This window comes from Salmonella sp. GDC200615, from assembly GCF_050574145.1.
In the GTDB taxonomy this organism is placed as follows: Bacteria; Pseudomonadota; Gammaproteobacteria; order Enterobacterales; family Enterobacteriaceae; genus Salmonella; species Salmonella enterica.
The window spans coordinates 3,862,142-3,878,529 of sequence record NZ_CP192247.1 but is presented as its reverse complement, the minus strand read 5'-3'; the positions used below and the strand labels follow the sequence as shown (position 1 = coordinate 3,878,529).

General features: G+C 53.6%; 13 protein-coding genes and 1 pseudogene. 4 read left to right on the top strand and 10 right to left on the bottom strand.

Annotated elements, in window-relative coordinates; genetic code table 11:
- The first annotated feature begins 14 nt into the window (after positions 1 to 14).
- The gene (locus ACQ29O_RS18785) at positions 15 to 410 is read left to right on the top strand and encodes a DUF423 domain-containing protein (protein WP_000203913.1); all 396 of its coding nucleotides are present in this window, start codon (positions 15 to 17) and stop codon (positions 408 to 410) included.
- Positions 403 to 1,502 (top strand): annotated as a pseudogene (rlmM, locus tag ACQ29O_RS18780) (23S rRNA (cytidine(2498)-2'-O)-methyltransferase RlmM). Before ACQ29O_RS18785 ends, rlmM begins: the two are co-directional and overlap by 8 nt.
- Positions 1,503 to 1,560: 58 nt before the next feature.
- Here rlmM and fucR read toward each other — a convergent pair.
- The 5 genes from fucR to fucP all read right to left on the bottom strand — a co-directional run bounded on the left by fucR (position 1,561) and on the right by fucP (position 7,395).
- Entirely contained in the window at positions 1,561 to 2,271 is a 711-nt protein-coding gene (fucR, locus tag ACQ29O_RS18775) for an L-fucose operon activator (RefSeq protein ID WP_000642332.1), read from the bottom strand.
- A 57-nt stretch (positions 2,272 to 2,328) separates the two neighbouring features.
- On the bottom strand, positions 2,329 to 2,751 hold the full coding sequence (gene fucU / locus ACQ29O_RS18770) for an L-fucose mutarotase (protein ID WP_000920848.1): 423 nt from the start codon (positions 2,749 to 2,751) through the stop codon (positions 2,329 to 2,331).
- 1 nt (position 2,752) lies between these two features.
- A complete protein-coding gene (gene fucK, locus ACQ29O_RS18765; protein ID WP_000806783.1) occupies positions 2,753 to 4,171 on the bottom strand; it encodes an L-fuculokinase in 1,419 nt (472 codons plus the stop codon).
- A gap of 100 nt (positions 4,172 to 4,271) precedes the next feature.
- Positions 4,272 to 6,047 carry an L-fucose isomerase gene (gene fucI / locus ACQ29O_RS18760; protein WP_000724133.1) on the bottom strand — a complete coding sequence of 592 codons (1,776 nt, stop codon included), beginning with the start codon at positions 6,045 to 6,047 and terminating at the stop codon, positions 4,272 to 4,274.
- Positions 6,048 to 6,078: 31 nt separating this feature from the next.
- Positions 6,079 to 7,395 (bottom strand): L-fucose:H+ symporter permease, encoded by a 1,317-nt coding sequence (gene fucP / locus ACQ29O_RS18755; RefSeq protein WP_000528622.1) that lies wholly within the window; start codon positions 7,393 to 7,395, stop codon positions 6,079 to 6,081.
- Positions 7,396 to 7,950: 555 nt separating this feature from the next.
- On the opposite strand from fucP, the gene fucA reads away from it, so the two are divergent.
- Positions 7,951 to 8,598, top strand: coding sequence for an L-fuculose-phosphate aldolase (fucA, locus tag ACQ29O_RS18750; protein ID WP_000440822.1), 648 nt, complete (start codon positions 7,951 to 7,953; stop codon positions 8,596 to 8,598).
- A 16-nt stretch (positions 8,599 to 8,614) separates the two neighbouring features.
- Positions 8,615 to 9,763, top strand: a complete 1,149-nt coding sequence (fucO, locus tag ACQ29O_RS18745; RefSeq protein WP_000013564.1) for a lactaldehyde reductase — start codon at positions 8,615 to 8,617, stop codon at positions 9,761 to 9,763.
- 91 nt (positions 9,764 to 9,854) lie between these two features.
- On the opposite strand, the gene xni is transcribed toward fucO, so the two are convergent.
- The 5 genes from xni to queF all read right to left on the bottom strand — a co-directional run bounded on the left by xni (position 9,855) and on the right by queF (position 16,385).
- The gene (gene xni, locus ACQ29O_RS18740) at positions 9,855 to 10,610 is read right to left on the bottom strand and encodes a flap endonuclease Xni (RefSeq protein WP_001747277.1); all 756 of its coding nucleotides are present in this window, start codon (positions 10,608 to 10,610) and stop codon (positions 9,855 to 9,857) included.
- 169 nt (positions 10,611 to 10,779) lie between these two features.
- On the bottom strand, positions 10,780 to 12,147 hold the full coding sequence (locus ACQ29O_RS18735; protein ID WP_020937163.1) for an L-serine ammonia-lyase: 1,368 nt from the start codon (positions 12,145 to 12,147) through the stop codon (positions 10,780 to 10,782).
- A 58-nt stretch (positions 12,148 to 12,205) separates the two neighbouring features.
- A complete protein-coding gene (gene sdaC, locus ACQ29O_RS18730) occupies positions 12,206 to 13,495 on the bottom strand; it encodes an HAAAP family serine/threonine permease SdaC (protein ID WP_000450462.1) in 1,290 nt (429 codons plus the stop codon).
- A gap of 564 nt (positions 13,496 to 14,059) precedes the next feature.
- The gene (ppnN, locus tag ACQ29O_RS18725; protein WP_000627977.1) at positions 14,060 to 15,424 is read right to left on the bottom strand and encodes a nucleotide 5'-monophosphate nucleosidase PpnN; all 1,365 of its coding nucleotides are present in this window, start codon (positions 15,422 to 15,424) and stop codon (positions 14,060 to 14,062) included.
- A gap of 112 nt (positions 15,425 to 15,536) precedes the next feature.
- Positions 15,537 to 16,385, bottom strand: a complete 849-nt coding sequence (queF, locus tag ACQ29O_RS18720) for an NADPH-dependent 7-cyano-7-deazaguanine reductase QueF (protein WP_000100463.1) — start codon at positions 16,383 to 16,385, stop codon at positions 15,537 to 15,539.
- Between the last annotated feature and the right edge of the window lie 3 nt (positions 16,386 to 16,388).

Below are 16,388 nucleotides of genomic sequence, written 5' to 3'. Positions count from 1 at the left end.
CTTAGGGTATGACCATGACCAGCCGTTTTATGCTGATTGTCGCCGCTATCAGCGGTTTTATTTACGTTGCTCTGGGCGCGTTCGGGGCGCATGTTTTGAGTAAAACCCTGGGCGTGGTTGAAATGGGCTGGATTCAGACCGGCCTGCAATATCAGGCGTTCCATACGCTGGCGATCTTTGGCCTGGCGGTGGCGATGCAGCGCCGTATCAGCATCTGGTTTTATTGGAGCAGCGTTTTTCTGGCGCTGGGCACGGTGCTGTTTAGCGGCAGTCTGTACTGCCTTGCGCTTTCGCATCTGCGCCTGTGGGCGTATATCACGCCTGTCGGCGGCGTCAGTTTCCTGGTGGGCTGGGCGCTATTGCTGATTGGCGCCATTCGTATGAAACGTAAGGGCGCGAGCCATGAATAAAGTTGTATTGCTCTGCCGTCCGGGGTTTGAAAAAGAGTGCGCTGCAGAAATTACCGATAAAGCGGGAAAACGGAAATATTTGGTTTTGCACGCGTAAAAGAGAACGCAGGCTATGTCATTTATGAATGCTACCAGCCGGAAGATGGCGAAAAGCTGATTTCAGAGCTGCCGTTCAGTTCGCTGATTTTCGCCCGCCAGTGGTTTGTGGTGGGTGAACTGCTGCAACATTTACCGCCGGAAGACAGAATTACGCCGATTGTCGGCATGTTGCAGGGCGTAGTGGAAAAGGGCGGCGAGCTGCGAGTTGAAGTCGCCGACACCAATGAAAGTAAAGAACTGATGAAGTTCTGCCGCAAATTTACGGTGCCGCTGCGCGCGGCTTTGCGTGATGCGGGCGTATTGACGAATTATGAAACGCCGAAGCGTCCGGTCGTTCATGTCTTTTTTATCGCGCCAGGATGCTGCTATACCGGTTATTCGTTCGCGCATAACAATTCACCGTTTTATATGGGCATCCCGCGTTTGAAGTTTCCGTCTGATGCGCCGAGCCGCTCAACGCTGAAACTGGAAGAGGCGCTCCACGTTTTCATCCCGGAAGATGAGTGGGATGAACGTCTGGCGAACGGCATGTATGCGGTGGATTTGGGCGCCTGTCCCGGCGGATGGACGTACCAGTTAGTGAAGCGCAATATGTGGGTTTACTCCGTAGATAACGGCCCGATGGCGCAAAGCCTGATGGACACCGGACAGGTGACCTGGTTGCGTGAGGATGGCTTCAGGTACCGTCCGAACCGGAATAATATTTCATGGATGGTCTGCGATATGGTGGAGAAGCCGGCCAAAGTCACCGCGTTAATGGCGCAGTGGCTGGTGAACGGCTGGTGCCGGGAGACGATTTTTAACCTTAAACTGCCGATGAAAAAACGCTATGAAGAGGTATCGCATAACCTGGCGTATCTTCAGGCGCAGTTGGATGAGCATGGCGTTAATGCGCAGATCCAGGCGCGTCAGCTTTATCACGATCGCGAAGAAGTGACGGTACACGTGCGTCGGTTGTGGGCGGCTGTTGGCGGGCGTCGCGACGAGCGATAAAAACGCGCTGCCGTCATCCGGCGCGTCATCAGCGCCGGATGACGCACGCTTATCCGGCCTATGACTGCGGCGCATCTGAAACAATATGCGTCACGTCATCCAGATGGCCGATGCGCGCCTCTCCTGAACGATTAAATTTACTTTTATCAATCAATAATAAAGCCTGCGAGGCACGCCTGAGCAGGATAGATTTAAAATCGGCGTTGATCGCATTGGAGTCCCACAGATCGCCGCCGCCGTCGATCCCCTCACAGGAAAAGATGAACAGATCGATATCAAGCGATTTTAGCTGTGAGATAAGCGACGGATTAACATAACAGCCATATTTACGTTCAAGCTGGCCGCCGGAACTTATCAGCGTAATGCGTTCGCGTTTTCCCAGCTCCTGACAGATAGGATGGCTATTGGTAAAAACCTGAATGGGAATATCCGGCAACTGGCGGGCCAGATACCAGCAGGTTGAACTGGCATCCAGCGCAATCGTCATTCCTTCTTCTATCCACGCTAACGCTTCACGGGCAATATCGGCTTTGTGCGCATAATGGCTTTTCAGGCGGATATGGAATGGATCGCCGCTGTCCTGATTTTCACGATGAATATATTTAGCTCGTCCGTGATTACGCAGCACTTTTCCCTGCGTCTGTAGTTCACTGAGATCGCGGCGGATGGTCTCTTTACTGACGTTAAGCCGGGTGGCCAGCGCTTCGGTGGTCAGACTTTTATGATTGATCAGCAGATCGACTATCGCTTGTTGGCGTGCCGCTTTCATTTTTCTCACCCCATCATTCGATGAACGCCCGCGTCATGCGGGCGCACCGGCAAGAGATTACGGCGTTACCCCTTTTTTTAAAAGAATATTTCCGTACTTCGCGCACTCACCTGTGATAACGATCGCAAACGCTTTTTGCGCCCGCTCATAAAACGCATAACGGTCGATACGAACGATATCCGGGCACGGCGCTTCTAATGACAAAGCATCGCGATAGCGCGCTTCAACGCTGGGGTCGAGCGTGTCGCCTTCCACGGCGGCCATCATTACCAGCGGCGGGGCGTAGCTATCCAGCTCAAAGAGCGGAATAATTGCCCGCAGTAGATCGCTGACGCTAAGACCATCGGCGCGAATCACCTGTGGGCCCAGGCTATGCGCGGGAAAGTGAGCGTCGGAAAAAATGATTTCGTCCCCGTGGCCCATCTCGGCCAGCACTTTGAGCAGTGTCGGGGAAATTAACGGTGAAATGGTTTTTAGCATTTCATACTCCCTCAATAATTTCAGGTTCGGTTTGCGGCCAGAAATAGCGATACTGATAATTGACCTGCGCGCGCGCCTGTTCCGGGCTACTAAATTCGCCTACGCCGTACCAGCCAAACATGGCAGCGCCGGCCACGGTTGTTTCCGCGTCGTCCAGCACTTTGATAGGGATATCAAGCTGATTCGCTTTAATTTGATTCCACAAAGCGTTGCGACTGCCGCCGCCAACCAGTAACAGTTCTGTGGCGTTAAAATGACCGATTTTCTCCAGCGTGCGCAGATTACGCTGCAGTTGCGCCGTCAGGCCTTCCAGCGCGGCGCGATAGAAATGGCCGCGGGTGGTATTGAGCGTCACGCCCTGCCAGCCTGCATTTTGGCAGGCGAGCAGATCGCACTGCATCCGTACGCCTTCCGCGCCAGCGGAAATAGCGCGCGCTTCGTCGATCAGCGTTTGCCATGGTGTTTCCGGCGTCCACAGCAGTTTTCGTACCCATTCGAGTACACCGGAGGCCAGCCACTGCATTCCGGGGTTATAAAGCCCCGACTGACTGTCCAGTTCACAGGTCGAGCCCGGATACTGACTGAGCAGCGAGGTATCCACCTGACCGCTGCGTACCATCAGAATCTCCCATGCTCCGGAGGATAGCACCGGTTCACCTTGCTGCGCGCCAGCGCCGAATAACGCGAACTGAGTATCGTGTCCGGCAGAGATCACCGGCACACCCGCCGGGAGACCGAGTAGCCTGGCCGCGTCTGTCTGTAGCGTGCCTATCTGGGCGCCTGCTTCCACGATACGCGGGAACAGGCGGCGCGCCAGGCCCGTCGCCTGCAGGATTTCCGGACTAAAGTCGCGCTGATGGATATCCAGTAGCTGGCTGGTGCCTGCCATAGTGATATCGGTTGTAAACTCGCCGGTCAGACGGTGGTTAATCAGCGACGAGATAAACAGCCAGCAGTGAGCTTGTTCCAGCAGGCGCGGATGATTCTCTTTAAGCCAGACCAGTTTATACAGCGTGTTAAAGCTGAACGCGCCGACGCCGGAGAGCGTCTGCAATTGCCGGGGCGAGATAAAGCGCTCAATCGTTTCCATCACGGCGGCGGTTCGCGGGCATTTCCAACTGATGACCGGGTAGAGCAGCTTACCCTGCGCATCGACCAGCGCGCCATCGACGCCGAACGTAGTCACCGTAATACCGCGAACAACACACTCCGACAGGGCGCTGGAGAGTGACCTGCAGCAGTCGGCGAAACGTTGCAGGATGGCGTCCAGCGACCACTGATGCCAGGCGCTATTTTCTGCGGCAATGTCGCTGGCGTTAGCGGTTGAGGCGCGGGCGACAATTTTCCCCTGGCGATCAACGGCGATCGCCCGAACGTTAGTCGCACCGCAGTCGAGAACCAGGATAACGTCTTGTTTCATAGATAACTCCATAAACGCCGCCCGATGGCGCTACGCTTATCCGGCCTACGGTTCACGCGCCCGTAGGCCCGGTAAGCCTGCGCCACCGGGCTAAGCCGCATTAACGTTTATACAGCGGGCCATAATTTTGGCAGGCGCGATAATCCTGGCCTTCGATATCCATACCGTGAGCCGCCCAGGCGGAAGGACGGTAGATCTTCGCCTCCTCCACGTTGTGCATACATACCGGGATACGCAGCATCGCGGCGAGAGTAATAAAGTCTGCCCCTACATGGCCGATGGTGAGTACGCCGTGGTTAGCTCCCCAGTTCGCCATCACCGAATAGACATCGGTAAACGGGCCTTTGCCGGTAAGACGCGGCGCAAACCAGGTGTTAGGCCAGGTAGAGTTGGTGCGGGCATCAAGCTGATCGTGCATCGCTTTCGGCAGTTCGACGCTCCAGCCCTCGGCGATTTGCAGTACTGGTCCCAGGCCTTTGATGATATTCACGCGGGTCATGGTGAATGGCACGCCGCCTTCGGTCAGAAAACGGGATGAGTAGCCGCCGCCGCGGAAGTATTCGTGAATCGCCGGGCACCATTCGGTGGCCGCCAGACACGCATCCGCCTCTTGTTGGCTGATTTCCCAGTGCGGTTTCATGGTCGGCTTGCCTTCGCTGTCGCGCTGTTTACAGGCACCGTCCAGAGCGGCAGAACCGGAATTAATCAGGTGAATAATGCCGTGTTCCGCCAGGCCGCTGAGCGCCTGGCCGGTGACGCGTTCTACGGCTTCCGGCGACCAGTAGGTTCGCACGTCGGCGAATATCTGCGCGGTACCAGTGAGTTGATGACCGAACAGCATCGCTACGCCGTTCAGACTGTCATTTTCGGTGGCGACGACAAACGGTTCGCGTACGCCGTTCCAGTCAAAAGAACTATTGAGCAGCGCTTCGGCGGTATCGCCGTTCGGGTATTGATCGGTCCAGTGGCGCTGGCCCTGGAAGCCGGCGGCAATGGCGTTGTAGCCCAGCGATTCTTCAACTAACCCTTTGTCCGCCAGCGTCTTGTTGCCCTGCATCATATCGCGAATACACATCGCCATCAGCAGGCTCTCTTTTAACACCGCGCGGTTCTGGGCTTCATTGCGCTTATACTGCGAGGCGTTCTGATCTTCGCCGTAGCGGAAGTTTTTATCCGCCCACGCCAGCGCCATCTCCAGTTCGGCCTCATCATAAATTTTTTGATCGATACGGCGGCGCAGTTCGGTCATATCTACCGCTTGCACCTTCATGCCCAGCCAGGATTCAAAGAAGTTATGATCGACAATGGAACCCGCGATCCCCATCGACACGCCGCCGACGGAGAGGTAGCTTTTGCCTTTCATGCTGGCTACCGCTAACCCTGCCCGCGCAAAACGCAGCAGTTTTTCTTCGACGTCGGCAGGAATGGAGGTATCGTCGGCATCCTGCACGTCATGGCCATAAATGGAGAACGCTGGAATGCCTTTCTGGCTGTGCGCCGCCAGCGCCGCGGCAAGGTAAACCGCCCCAGGACGCTCTGTGCCGTTAAAGCCCCAGATGGCTTTTGGACGCATCGGGTCCATATCAATGGTTTCGCTGCCATAGCACCAGCACGGCGTAACGGTAATGGTCACGCCCACGTTCTGGCTACTGAATTTTTCTTCACAGGCGGCGGATTCCGCCATTCCGGCAATACAGGTATCCGCAATGACGCACTCCACTTGTGCCCCACAGGCGTGGCGCATTTTCTCGGTGATGAGCGCCGCCGTCGCTTTCGCCATGTTCATGGTTTGCTCTTCGAGCGACTCGCGTACGCCCATACGACGTCCATCAATCACCGGGCGGATACCGATTTTCGGTAAGCTGATTTTTTTCATGACAGATTCCTCACGTTATTCGGATAAATGTTCAGTTTGTCGCCGCTTGTGAACGGAAACGGGCAAAAATGAAGATGACGGCAAAGCACAATGCCGGAACCAGTTCGGCGGTCGGAATTTTGCCTGCGGCGTCGCTAACGAAGCCCATTACTGGCGTGACAATACCGCCGCCAATAATGGTCATGACGATAAAAGACGAGCCGTACTTAGTGTCCTGTCCCAGATTTTTGATACCCAACGAGAAGATGGTCGGGTACTGGATTGACATAAATGCGCTACACAACGTCAGCGCCAGCAGGCCGATATGTCCGCCGCTAAAGGCGGAAATCAGACACAGGAGCATGGCAAACAGGGCGTAGGCGGCCAGCACTTTATGCGGCGCGAAGCGGCTGATAAGCCAGGTCCCGGTGAAACGGCCGATAAAGAAGCACACCATCGTGCCGGTCAGGTAGTTGGCGGCGAAACCGGGCGTCATTCCAGGAATCTCCTCAATGGCGTAGCGGATCAGATAGCTCCAGCAGGCGGTTTGCGCCCCCACGTAGCAGAACTGCGCCAGCACCGCCCAGCGCCAGTGGCGAATACGGATGAGTCGGGAGAGAGAAGATAAGAAAGAGCTTTGTTTAGCATCGCTATGATCGTCACTTTGCAGGGCCGGAAATTTGGTCAGCATAATCAGCAGCGCAACTACTAATACGATGGCGACGATAATCATGTATGGCGTTTGTACCGATAACACCAGGCTGTGTTTATAGGCGCTAAGCTGATCCGGCGTCATTTTATCAAGCGCTTCTTGTGATTGATGCGGCACGTTAGACAAAATAAGGCTTTGCCCAAACACAACGGCGATAATAGCGCCAAAGGAGTTAAAAGTTTGCGCCAGATTAAGCCGGAAATGTCCGCCGCTTTCTGGACCTAATACCGTAACAAAAGGATTGGCCGCAGTTTCAAGGCAGCCTAAACCGGCGGCGATGATAAACAGGCCAATTAAAAATAATGTGTAATTCATTATCTCGGCGGCAGGCCAGAATAATGCGGCGCCAACAGCATACAAAAAAAGCCCGGTGATAATCCCTGCTTTATAACTGAGCTTTTTCATCAAAATCCCAGCGGGAATTGGAATGACGAAATAACCGAAATAAAAGGCTGACTGAATAAGTCCGGCCTGGAAGTTAGTTAGCGTAAAAGCTTGTTGAAACTGCGGTAATAAAATGTCATTCAGATTATTGGCGACGGCCCACAGAAAAAATAGCGAGCAAAGTAAGGCGAATGGAATAATGTAGCGCTTGCTTTTACTTTGCTCTGCATCCACAGCACGAAAACTCTGTGTTTGTATTGTTGTGTTTCCCATAGCATCCTCATCGGTTCAGAAGCTTTTGCGTGCGGTCGGTTCTGGTCACCAGACCGTAAAATTAGGTGAGTTCGCTTTTCTTACCGGTAATAAATTGGCGTCCGGAATGAACTCATGGAGTCATTTTTAAATAAAAAAGGCCTTTTAATATGATGGCGGTCACATTTATACCTGAGAGCAGAGCGTTCTGTGATTATCATCACTTTAATTTTCATAAAAAAATGACCGTTTGAGATGTTTAATTTAAAAAACCACAGACTGAATGCCCGAATTAAATTATTGCCACGAAAACGGGCAGTAGTAACTTATTCTTCATCTTTGCCCGTTTTAAAAAATATTATTAAGAGCGGGCATTTATCGGCGAGAGAAACGGTAGTCGTCTGGTTTATCGTGGTGAATTAATTGATGTGAATCACAAAATATCGTTATTTAAATTCCCTTCTCTTTATTCAGTATGATGATAGTTGCTAACTATTCGATTATTTCAACAGGACAGCAGCGCGATGCGAAAGGCGGTTTTGTTGTCTCATTTTGAATCACAGAGAGAGGTAAATAATGGAACGAAATAGACTGGCGCGGCAGATTATTGATACCTGTCTGGAAATGACGCGGTTAGGGTTAAATCAGGGGACGGCAGGTAACGTGAGCGTACGTTATCAGGGCGGATTGCTGATTACGCCGACGGGGATCCCCTACAAGAAGCTGACAGAGTCGCACATTGTCTTTATTGATGCTGACGGTCAGCATGAGCAGGGCAAGCTGCCTTCCAGCGAGTGGCGTTTTCATATGGCGGCATACCAGACGCGCCCTGACGCCAATGCCGTGGTACATAACCACGCTGTCCATTGTACGGCAGTCTCGATCCTGAATCGCCCGATTCCGGCGATTCACTACATGATTGCCGCCGCAGGAGGAAACTCTATTCCCTGCGCGCCCTACGCCACTTTTGGCACCCGCGAACTTTCTGACCATGTTGCCGTGGCGCTTAAAAATCGTAAAGCGACGCTGTTACAGCATCACGGGCTTATCGCTTGTGAAGAAAATTTAGACAAAGCGTTGTGGCTGGCGCATGAAGTGGAAGTGCTGGCGCAGCTCTATTTAAGTACGCTGGCCATTGTCGATCCGGTACCGGTACTGGATGACGAGGCGATCGCTATCGTACTGGAGAAATTTAAAACTTACGGATTACGTATTGAAGAGTGATGTCAGGAGACAGGCGATGGCGAACAGAATGATTCTGAATGAAACGGCATGGTTTGGCCGGGGAGCGGTGGACGCATTAACCGATGAGGTGACGCGCCGCGGTTATCATAAAGCGCTGATTGTTACCGATAAAACGCTGGTGCAATGCGGTGTGGTCGATAAAGTGACAAGCAGAATGGATGCCGCAGGGCTGGCGTGGGAGATCTATGCTGGCGTGATCCCTAATCCTACGATTTCCGTTGTCCAGGAAGGGCTTAAGGTCTTTACCCAAAGCGGCGCGGACTATCTCATCGCCATTGGCGGCGGTTCTCCGCAGGATACCTGCAAAGCGATCGGTATTATCAGTAACAATCCGGAATTTGCCGATGTGCGCAGTCTGGAAGGGCTATCGCCGACCCGTAAACCCAGCGTGCCGATTATGGCGATCCCGACAACGGCGGGAACCGCGGCGGAAGTCACTATCAATTATGTGATTACCGATGAAGAGAAACGGCGCAAATTCGTTTGTGTCGATCCGCATGATATTCCGCAGGCGGCATTTATCGATGCCGATATGATGGACGGTATGCCGCCCGCGCTGAAAGCGGCAACGGGCGTGGATGCGCTAACCCATGCTATTGAAGGCTATATTACCCGGGCCGCATGGGCGCTGACGGATGCATTACATATCAAAGCCATTGAGATTATTGCTGGCGCGCTGCGCGGCGCCGTGGCCGGAGAAAAAGAGGCCGGTGAGGCGATGGCGCTGGGGCAATATGTTGCCGGGATGGGGTTTTCCAATGTGGGGCTGGGGCTGGTGCATGGGATGGCGCATCCGCTGGGCGCGTTTTACAACACGCCGCATGGCGTCGCGAATGCTATTTTGCTTCCGCATGTGATGCGTTTTAATGCCGGGTCTACCAACGAGAAATTCCGTGATATCGCCCGGGCGATGGGGGTGAAGGTAGAAGGATTGAGTCTTGAAGAGGCACGTAATGCCGCAGTGGAAGCCGTATTTACGCTAAATCGCGATGTGGGAATTCCGCTGCATTTGCGTGATGTCGGCGTTCGAAAAGAGGATATCCCGGCGCTGGCGCAGGCGGCGTTCGATGATGTCTGTACGGGCGGCAATCCGCGTGAAGCGAGTCTGGCGGACATTGTCGAACTGTATCATATCGCCTGGTAATTTTGCCGGATGGCGCTGCGCTTATCCGCTCTACATTTCGTGCAGTCCTGTAGGCAGGATAAGGCGTTCACGCCGCCATCCGGCAACAAAACTACCGCGCCAGCCGTAGCTGCTGTAAGTTTCCGTCGATATGTAAATCGGTTTGCAGACGTGCAATATCGCGGCAAAGAAATGCCATTTCTTTATGCGTCTCAAGCTTTTTGCGCCACTTTTCCGGCACCTCGTCCAGATGGGCGTAAATTCCCTCCAGATTTTGAAACTGAATCAACAGCTGGGTCGCGCTTTTGGGGCCGATACCGGCAACGCCGGGGACTTTCGAACTGCTGATTCCTGCCAGACCCCAGTAATCCGGCAACTGCCGGGGAAGTACGCCAAACTCTTTTTCAATAAACGGCGCGTCCAGCCAGCGTTTCTGGAAGTAGTCGCGAATGCGCAATCCCGGAGAGAACAACTGGCAATAGCCTTTATCGGTTGACACAATGGTTGCCTGGTGTCCGGCTTCGGTAACTTTTAGCGCCAGCGTCGCCGCCTGATCGTCCGCTTCGTTACCGTCTGATGCCCAACAGCGTATGCCGCGCTGTTCAAATGCGGCGCGTAGGGCGGGCATTTCATTATGTAAATCGTCAGGCATCGGCGGACGTCCTGCTTTGTAGTCCGGTAAACGCTGATGACGCCAGCCGCTGCTGCGCGCGTCGTCATCAAATACCGCTACGGCATGGGTTGGCTGGCTGTGGATAATCAATTGATCGAGCGCGTGTTGGCAGGTTTCCACACAGGGCGACCCCTGAACGGCGTGAATACGGCGAATCAAATTGAGCGCGTCGACGATAAGCAGATGAGCAGCCACGGTGTTCTCCCTTACAAACCTGCGCGTAGGGTAACATTCACGGCGGGGGGAGGCGAGCATTGCGAAATAGCGCTATCCGTAGGCCTGATAAGCGAAGCGACATCAGGCAACAAAGCCGGATGGCGGCGAGCGCCTTATCCGGCCTACAGATCCTAAAATGTGCTGAGAATTAATCGCAGGTAACGATCTTCATCGCCAGGCCGCCGCGCGAAGTTTCGCGGTACTTAGCGTTCATGTCTTTACCGGTTTCGTACATGGTCTCAATCACTTTATCGAGGCATACACGCGGTTCGCTGGTACGGCGCAGCGCCATACGCGCGGCGTTGACCGCTTTGACTGAAGCAATCGCGTTACGCTCAATGCAGGGAACCTGTACCTGACCGGCAACCGGATCGCAAGTTAACCCCAGATTATGCTCCATGGCGATTTCTGCGGCGATACACACCTGCGCCGGACTACCGCCCAGCAGCTCGGCCAGACCCGCTGCCGCCATGGAACAGGCCACGCCGACCTCTCCCTGACAACCCACTTCGGCGCCGGAAATAGAGGCGTTCATCTTATACAGCGAGCCAATCGCGCTGGCGACCAGCATATAGCGAGCAAGTGAGTTAGCATTTACTTCGCGGATAAACTTGTCATAGTACGCCAGCACCGCCGGCACAATACCACATGCGCCGTTAGTCGGCGCAGTGACTACTCGTCCGCCTGCGGCATTCTCTTCGTTCACCGCCAGCGCGAACATATTGATCCAGTCGACGACCTCCATCGGATCGGTGGTGGTCTTATCCTGACTGACCAGCACCCGACGCAGCGCCGCCGCGCGACGCGGAACGCGCAGTTTGCCCGGCAATACGCCCTCGGTGGTGATACCGCGCTCAATACTGCTGCGCATTACCTCCCAGATCCTGGCGAAGTGCTGCTCCAGCGCTTCTTTACTGTGCAGAGCCAGTTCGTTTTGCATCATCAGACCGGAGAGCGACAAACCCGTCTCCTGGCAGTGGCGCTGTAAATCCGCGGCGGTTTTGTAAGGGTACGGTACGTTAACGGGTTCGCTATTCGTCAAACCAAAGTGCTCTTCATCGACGATAAAGCCGCCGCCGATGGAGTAGTAGGTTTGGCTGTAGAGCACCTTATCGCCCGCCAGCGCGGTAATACGCATCCCGTTCTCATGCAGAGACAGGTTGTCGGCGTGGAAATTCATGCACTTATCGACCGGAAATTCGACTTCATGCTGCCCATTAGCCAGTAGTAAACGCCCATGGGTGTTCACATCCTGGATAAAGGACGGAATGGCGTCGATATCGACGGTGTCCGGCAGATTCCCCGCCAGGCCTATAATAATGGCGATATCAGTGTGGTGGCCTTTACCCGTCAATGACAGAGAGCCGTAGACATCCACCACGACGCGGGTGACATCTGTAAGGATATGGCGGGCAATCAGATCGTCCGTGAACTGCTTGCCTGCTTTCATTGGTCCGACGGTGTGAGAACTGGAAGGGCCAATGCCGATTTTAAAAATATCGAATACGCTAATCATAGGGCATCCATTGCGGTTGTATCATAGAGAAGCGCCGCGGTAAGCGGCGCTAAAGGACTTAGCTGAACAGTGAGTAGAAAATAGCGGAGATGGCAATCAGGCCCATAATCACAACGAATACGTTGCTGATATGACCGCTGTACTTACGCATTGCCGGTACTTTCTGGATGGCATACATCGGCATCAGGAACAGAATCATCGCGATGATCGGGCCGCCCAGGGTTTCAATCATGCCCAGGATGCTGGGGTTCAGCGTCGCCACAATCCAGGTGGTGACCAGCATGAACAGCGCGGTAATTTTATTCAGTTTGTTGATTTCGATGGATTTACCTTTACCACGCAGCGATTTAATCACCATCCCGTTAAAGCCTTCACGCGCGCCCAGGTAGTGGCCGAGGAAGGATTTGGTGATAGCAATCATCGCAATGATCGGCGCCATCCAGGCGATGATCGGCGCGTTAAAATGGTTCGCCAGGTAAGACAGAATAGAGATGTTCTGCTCTTTTGCCGCTGCCAGATCTGCCGGCGTCAGGCTCAGCACGCAGCTGAAGACGAAGAACATCACGGTCAGCACCATCATGATGTGGGCGAAGGCCAGAATTTTAGAACATTTCTTCTCTGCGCCTTCACCGTACTCTTCACGCTTCGCAACCGCGAAGGAGGAGATGATCGGGGAGTGGTTGAAAGAGAAAACCATCACCGGAATCGCCAGCCACAGCGTCATCCACAGACCGTTACCGGTAGACGCGGCGGAATCAAAGGACAGAGTTTCCAGCGCCGCGCCGTTCCACTGCGGGATCAGGTACAAGGCCAGCAGCATCAGCGCAGCGACGAACGGGAATACCAGGATACTCATCGCCTTAACGATCATTTGCTCGCCGAAGCGCACGATGGTCATCATGCCAACAATCAGGATCAGGGAAAGAATCGCCCGCGGCGGCGGATTAATCGCTAACTGGTGGGTCAGGAAGCTTTCCACGGTATTAGTAATCGCCACGCTGTAAACCAGCAGGATGGGGTAAATCGCGAAGAAGTAGAGCAGGGTAATCAGTTTACCTGCGCCGATACCGAAGTGTTCCTCAACGACTTCAGTGATGTCTTCACCCGGGTTTTTACCGGACAGCACGAAGCGTGTTAAGCCACGGTGTGCGAAAAAGGTCATCGGGAAAGCGAGAATCGCCATGATGATGAGCGGAATCATGCCGCCGACGCCTGCGTTGATCGGCAGGAACAGAACGCCCGCGCCGATAGCCGTGCCGTAAAGGCCCAGCATCCACATGGTATCCGTTTTGCGCCATGCGCTTCGAGAGTCAATCGAAGCAATAGTGCTGGTCTGAGTGGTTTCCATCTATTTCTCCTGGAGGATGCTAAAAATCAGGTTGCTGGTCTAATCCAATGAAAAAAGACCTGATCGTAAAATGAAATCTGCTTAGGGACGCTTTTTATATAATTTTTCGCCGTAATAATTTTCGGGCGGAAAGATACATTTAAGTGATGAATCTATCAGTGATCCCGATCTCAAATGCAATAATCCGCTTCTTACATGGATAAATTTGGACCATTAATCTATTAAAAAAACGTCATAACGAATTTCCGGGCGCGAAGGCTACCATTAACGATATAAGGCCGGAAAGATTGGGGCGCAAGATACGGAGGTTTGACTATAAAAATCAAGGTTTTTAGTGGATTCTTGCGAAGAATGAGAGTTTGAACCGATAAATCACGGTAAGAGGAGTCAGGTAAACGTTTGCCTGGCAATCTATTTATGGTGAATTATAAATGGTGTTTATAAAACAATGCGGGCTATGCCTCTGATGATCATCATAAAAAATGAAGGCATACGTGAATCGCCATACCGCAATGAAAGGAATGGGAGAAGCGCCCGGCTGCTGGCGGCAACCGGGCATAAGCGTTAAGCGCAGATCTCGTAACAGGGGATGTAGGCGGAACCCGGCAATTTCATACGATGCTGCGCGACGAATCCCTGCAGCAGATCGTCCATGCGACGCATCATCTCTCGATCGCCGTGGATTTTATACGGACCATTAGCTTCAATGGCGCGTATCCCGACCTCCTTCACGTTCCCCGCGACAATACCGGAGAAGGCGCGCCGCAGATCCGCCGCCAGAATCTCAACCGGCTGATCCGGGTACAGTTTCAGGTTGGCCATATTCTCATGCGACGGCTTAAACGGCACCTGCAGATCCGGTGCAATACGCATCGACCAGTTAAAACTATAGGCGTCGCCAGTATCGCGGCGATTCTCTTTCACTTGCGGCATCGCTTTCTTCATCAGCCGCGCTACCTCCGCCGCATCGTCAATGATGATGCGGTAATGACGGCGGGCCGCTTCGCCCAGCGTATGGGTAATAAACTCATCCAGCACGCGGAAGTAATCGGCGCTCTCTTTTGGTCCGGTCAGGATCAGCGGCAGCACCTGATTTTTATTGGCTGGATTCATCAGAATCCCCAGCAAATAAAGCAGCTCTTCCGCCGTACCCACGCCGCCCGGGAAGATGATGATACCGTGTGCGATACGGACGAACGCTTCCAGGCGTTTTTCGATATCCGGCATGATGATCAGTTCGTTCACCAGCGGGTTAGGCGGTTCAGCCGCAATAATGGAAGGTTCAGTCATGCCGATAAAGCGGCTGTCTTTATAGCGCTGCTGTGCGTGACCGACCGCCGCGCCCTTCATGGGGGCTTCCATCGCCCCAGGGCCGCAGCCGGTGCAGATGTTCAGCTCGCGTAATCCCAACTGCGTGCCGACGCGACGGGCATACAGGTACTCGTTTTCGTTAATTGAGTGGCCGCCCCAGCATACCACCATGTTTGGCGCTTCGCCGACGTGCAGCGCCCGGGCGTTGCGCAAAATGGAGAACACCAGATTGGTGATATGTGTTGAGCTTTCAAGATCCAGATGCTGGAAACGGCCGGCATTATGGATCTGCCCATTCACAAAGAGAATGTCGCGCAGCACCGCGAACAGGTTAGCCTGTAGCGCACGAATAATCCGCCCGTCAACAAAGGCGTCTTCAGGCGGATTAATCAATTCCAGTTTCACGCCGCGCTCGCGGCGCAGTACGTTAATATCGAAATTTTCAAAGCGGGACAGCAGCTCTTTGCTGTTGTCGGTCAGGCTGCCGGAGTTAAGAACGGCAAGTGAACAGTTACGAAACAGTTGATACAGGTCGCTACTGGCCGTGCGTTTCAGCATGTCCACTTCCAGTTGCGACAACATATCCATTGAGCCAAGCGGGCTAATATGTGTAATCAAGTAAACTCCTTATGGGACGCAACACGCCATTCCCTGTTGATTACAATAGCCCTGGCTGATGACCTTTCACAACCTTACATGCGCAATCCGGCACGCAAAATTGACAAAAAAATTACTGTCGCGCCAGCCTGCCCGTGGCGGGCACGAAATCGGTATTGCTGCGCCAGGGATTAATGTCCAGCCCGCCGCGGCGGGTATAGCGTGCATAAACGCTTAACGTTTCCGGCTGGCAGAAGCGCAGAATGTCATTGAAAATACGCTCTACGCACTGCTCGTGAAATTCATTATGGTGACGGAAGGAGACCAGATAACGCAGCAGTTTTTCCCTGTCGATTTTGCGTCCGCGATACTGAATTTGTATCGAGCCCCAGTCCGGCTGGTGGGTGATCAGGCAGTTGGATTTCAACAGATGACTGACCAGCGTTTCTTCTACTTGCTTCTCGCCGCTGACCGCATGTTGCAGATAGTCGGTAGTAAACTGGTAGTTGTCGATACTGATATCCTGATCGTCAATACAGGTGCCGTGGAAATGGGCGACAGGCTGTCCTTCCAGCTCATCAAGACGATGAAGCCTCACGCTAACGTTGCCCTGCGCGCAGGCGCGCAGATCGCGCTCCAGCGTCTGGCGCACCGTCTCCCAGGTGTCAAAGCGCGTCTGGTTAAAGCTGTTCAGATACAGTTTAAAGCTTTTGGATTCGATTAAATTAACGCTGGTGTAATCCAGTTCGACATGCCCGACGGCGACCTGCGGAAGACCCTGGCTGTTAAGCCAGGAAAGTTCATACAACGTCCAGATATCCGCGCCGTGGAACGGCAAATTATCGGCTGTTAATCCGAGTGGGTCGCGATTCAAACTGCGCGGTACGCCCTGCAGCAGGCTGGCGTCATAATTGTCCCGGTAATCCGTTGATTTTCCGAGAGTCAGGCCATCGAGAGCCTGATGGTTTTCATAAGAAGACATGTT

Excerpts from the sequence above, each read along its gene's own strand:
- ACQ29O_RS18785 (WP_000203913.1), top strand. The coding sequence starts at position 15 with ATGACCAGCCGTTTTATGCTGATTGTCGCCGCTATCAGCGGTTTTATT.
- fucR (WP_000642332.1), bottom strand. The coding sequence starts at position 2,271 with ATGAAAGCGGCACGCCAACAAGCGATAGTCGATCTGCTGATCAATCAT.
- fucU (WP_000920848.1), bottom strand. The coding sequence starts at position 2,751 with ATGCTAAAAACCATTTCACCGTTAATTTCCCCGACACTGCTCAAAGTG.
- fucK (WP_000806783.1), bottom strand. The coding sequence starts at position 4,171 with ATGAAACAAGACGTTATCCTGGTTCTCGACTGCGGTGCGACTAACGTT.
- fucI (WP_000724133.1), bottom strand. The coding sequence starts at position 6,047 with ATGAAAAAAATCAGCTTACCGAAAATCGGTATCCGCCCGGTGATTGAT.
- fucP (WP_000528622.1), bottom strand. The coding sequence starts at position 7,395 with ATGGGAAACACAACAATACAAACACAGAGTTTTCGTGCTGTGGATGCA.
- fucA (WP_000440822.1), top strand. The coding sequence starts at position 7,951 with ATGGAACGAAATAGACTGGCGCGGCAGATTATTGATACCTGTCTGGAA.
- fucO (WP_000013564.1), top strand. The coding sequence starts at position 8,615 with ATGGCGAACAGAATGATTCTGAATGAAACGGCATGGTTTGGCCGGGGA.
- ACQ29O_RS18735 (WP_020937163.1), bottom strand. The coding sequence starts at position 12,147 with ATGATTAGCGTATTCGATATTTTTAAAATCGGCATTGGCCCTTCCAGT.
- sdaC (WP_000450462.1), bottom strand. The coding sequence starts at position 13,495 with ATGGAAACCACTCAGACCAGCACTATTGCTTCGATTGACTCTCGAAGC.
- queF (WP_000100463.1), bottom strand. The coding sequence starts at position 16,385 with ATGTCTTCTTATGAAAACCATCAGGCTCTCGATGGCCTGACTCTCGGA.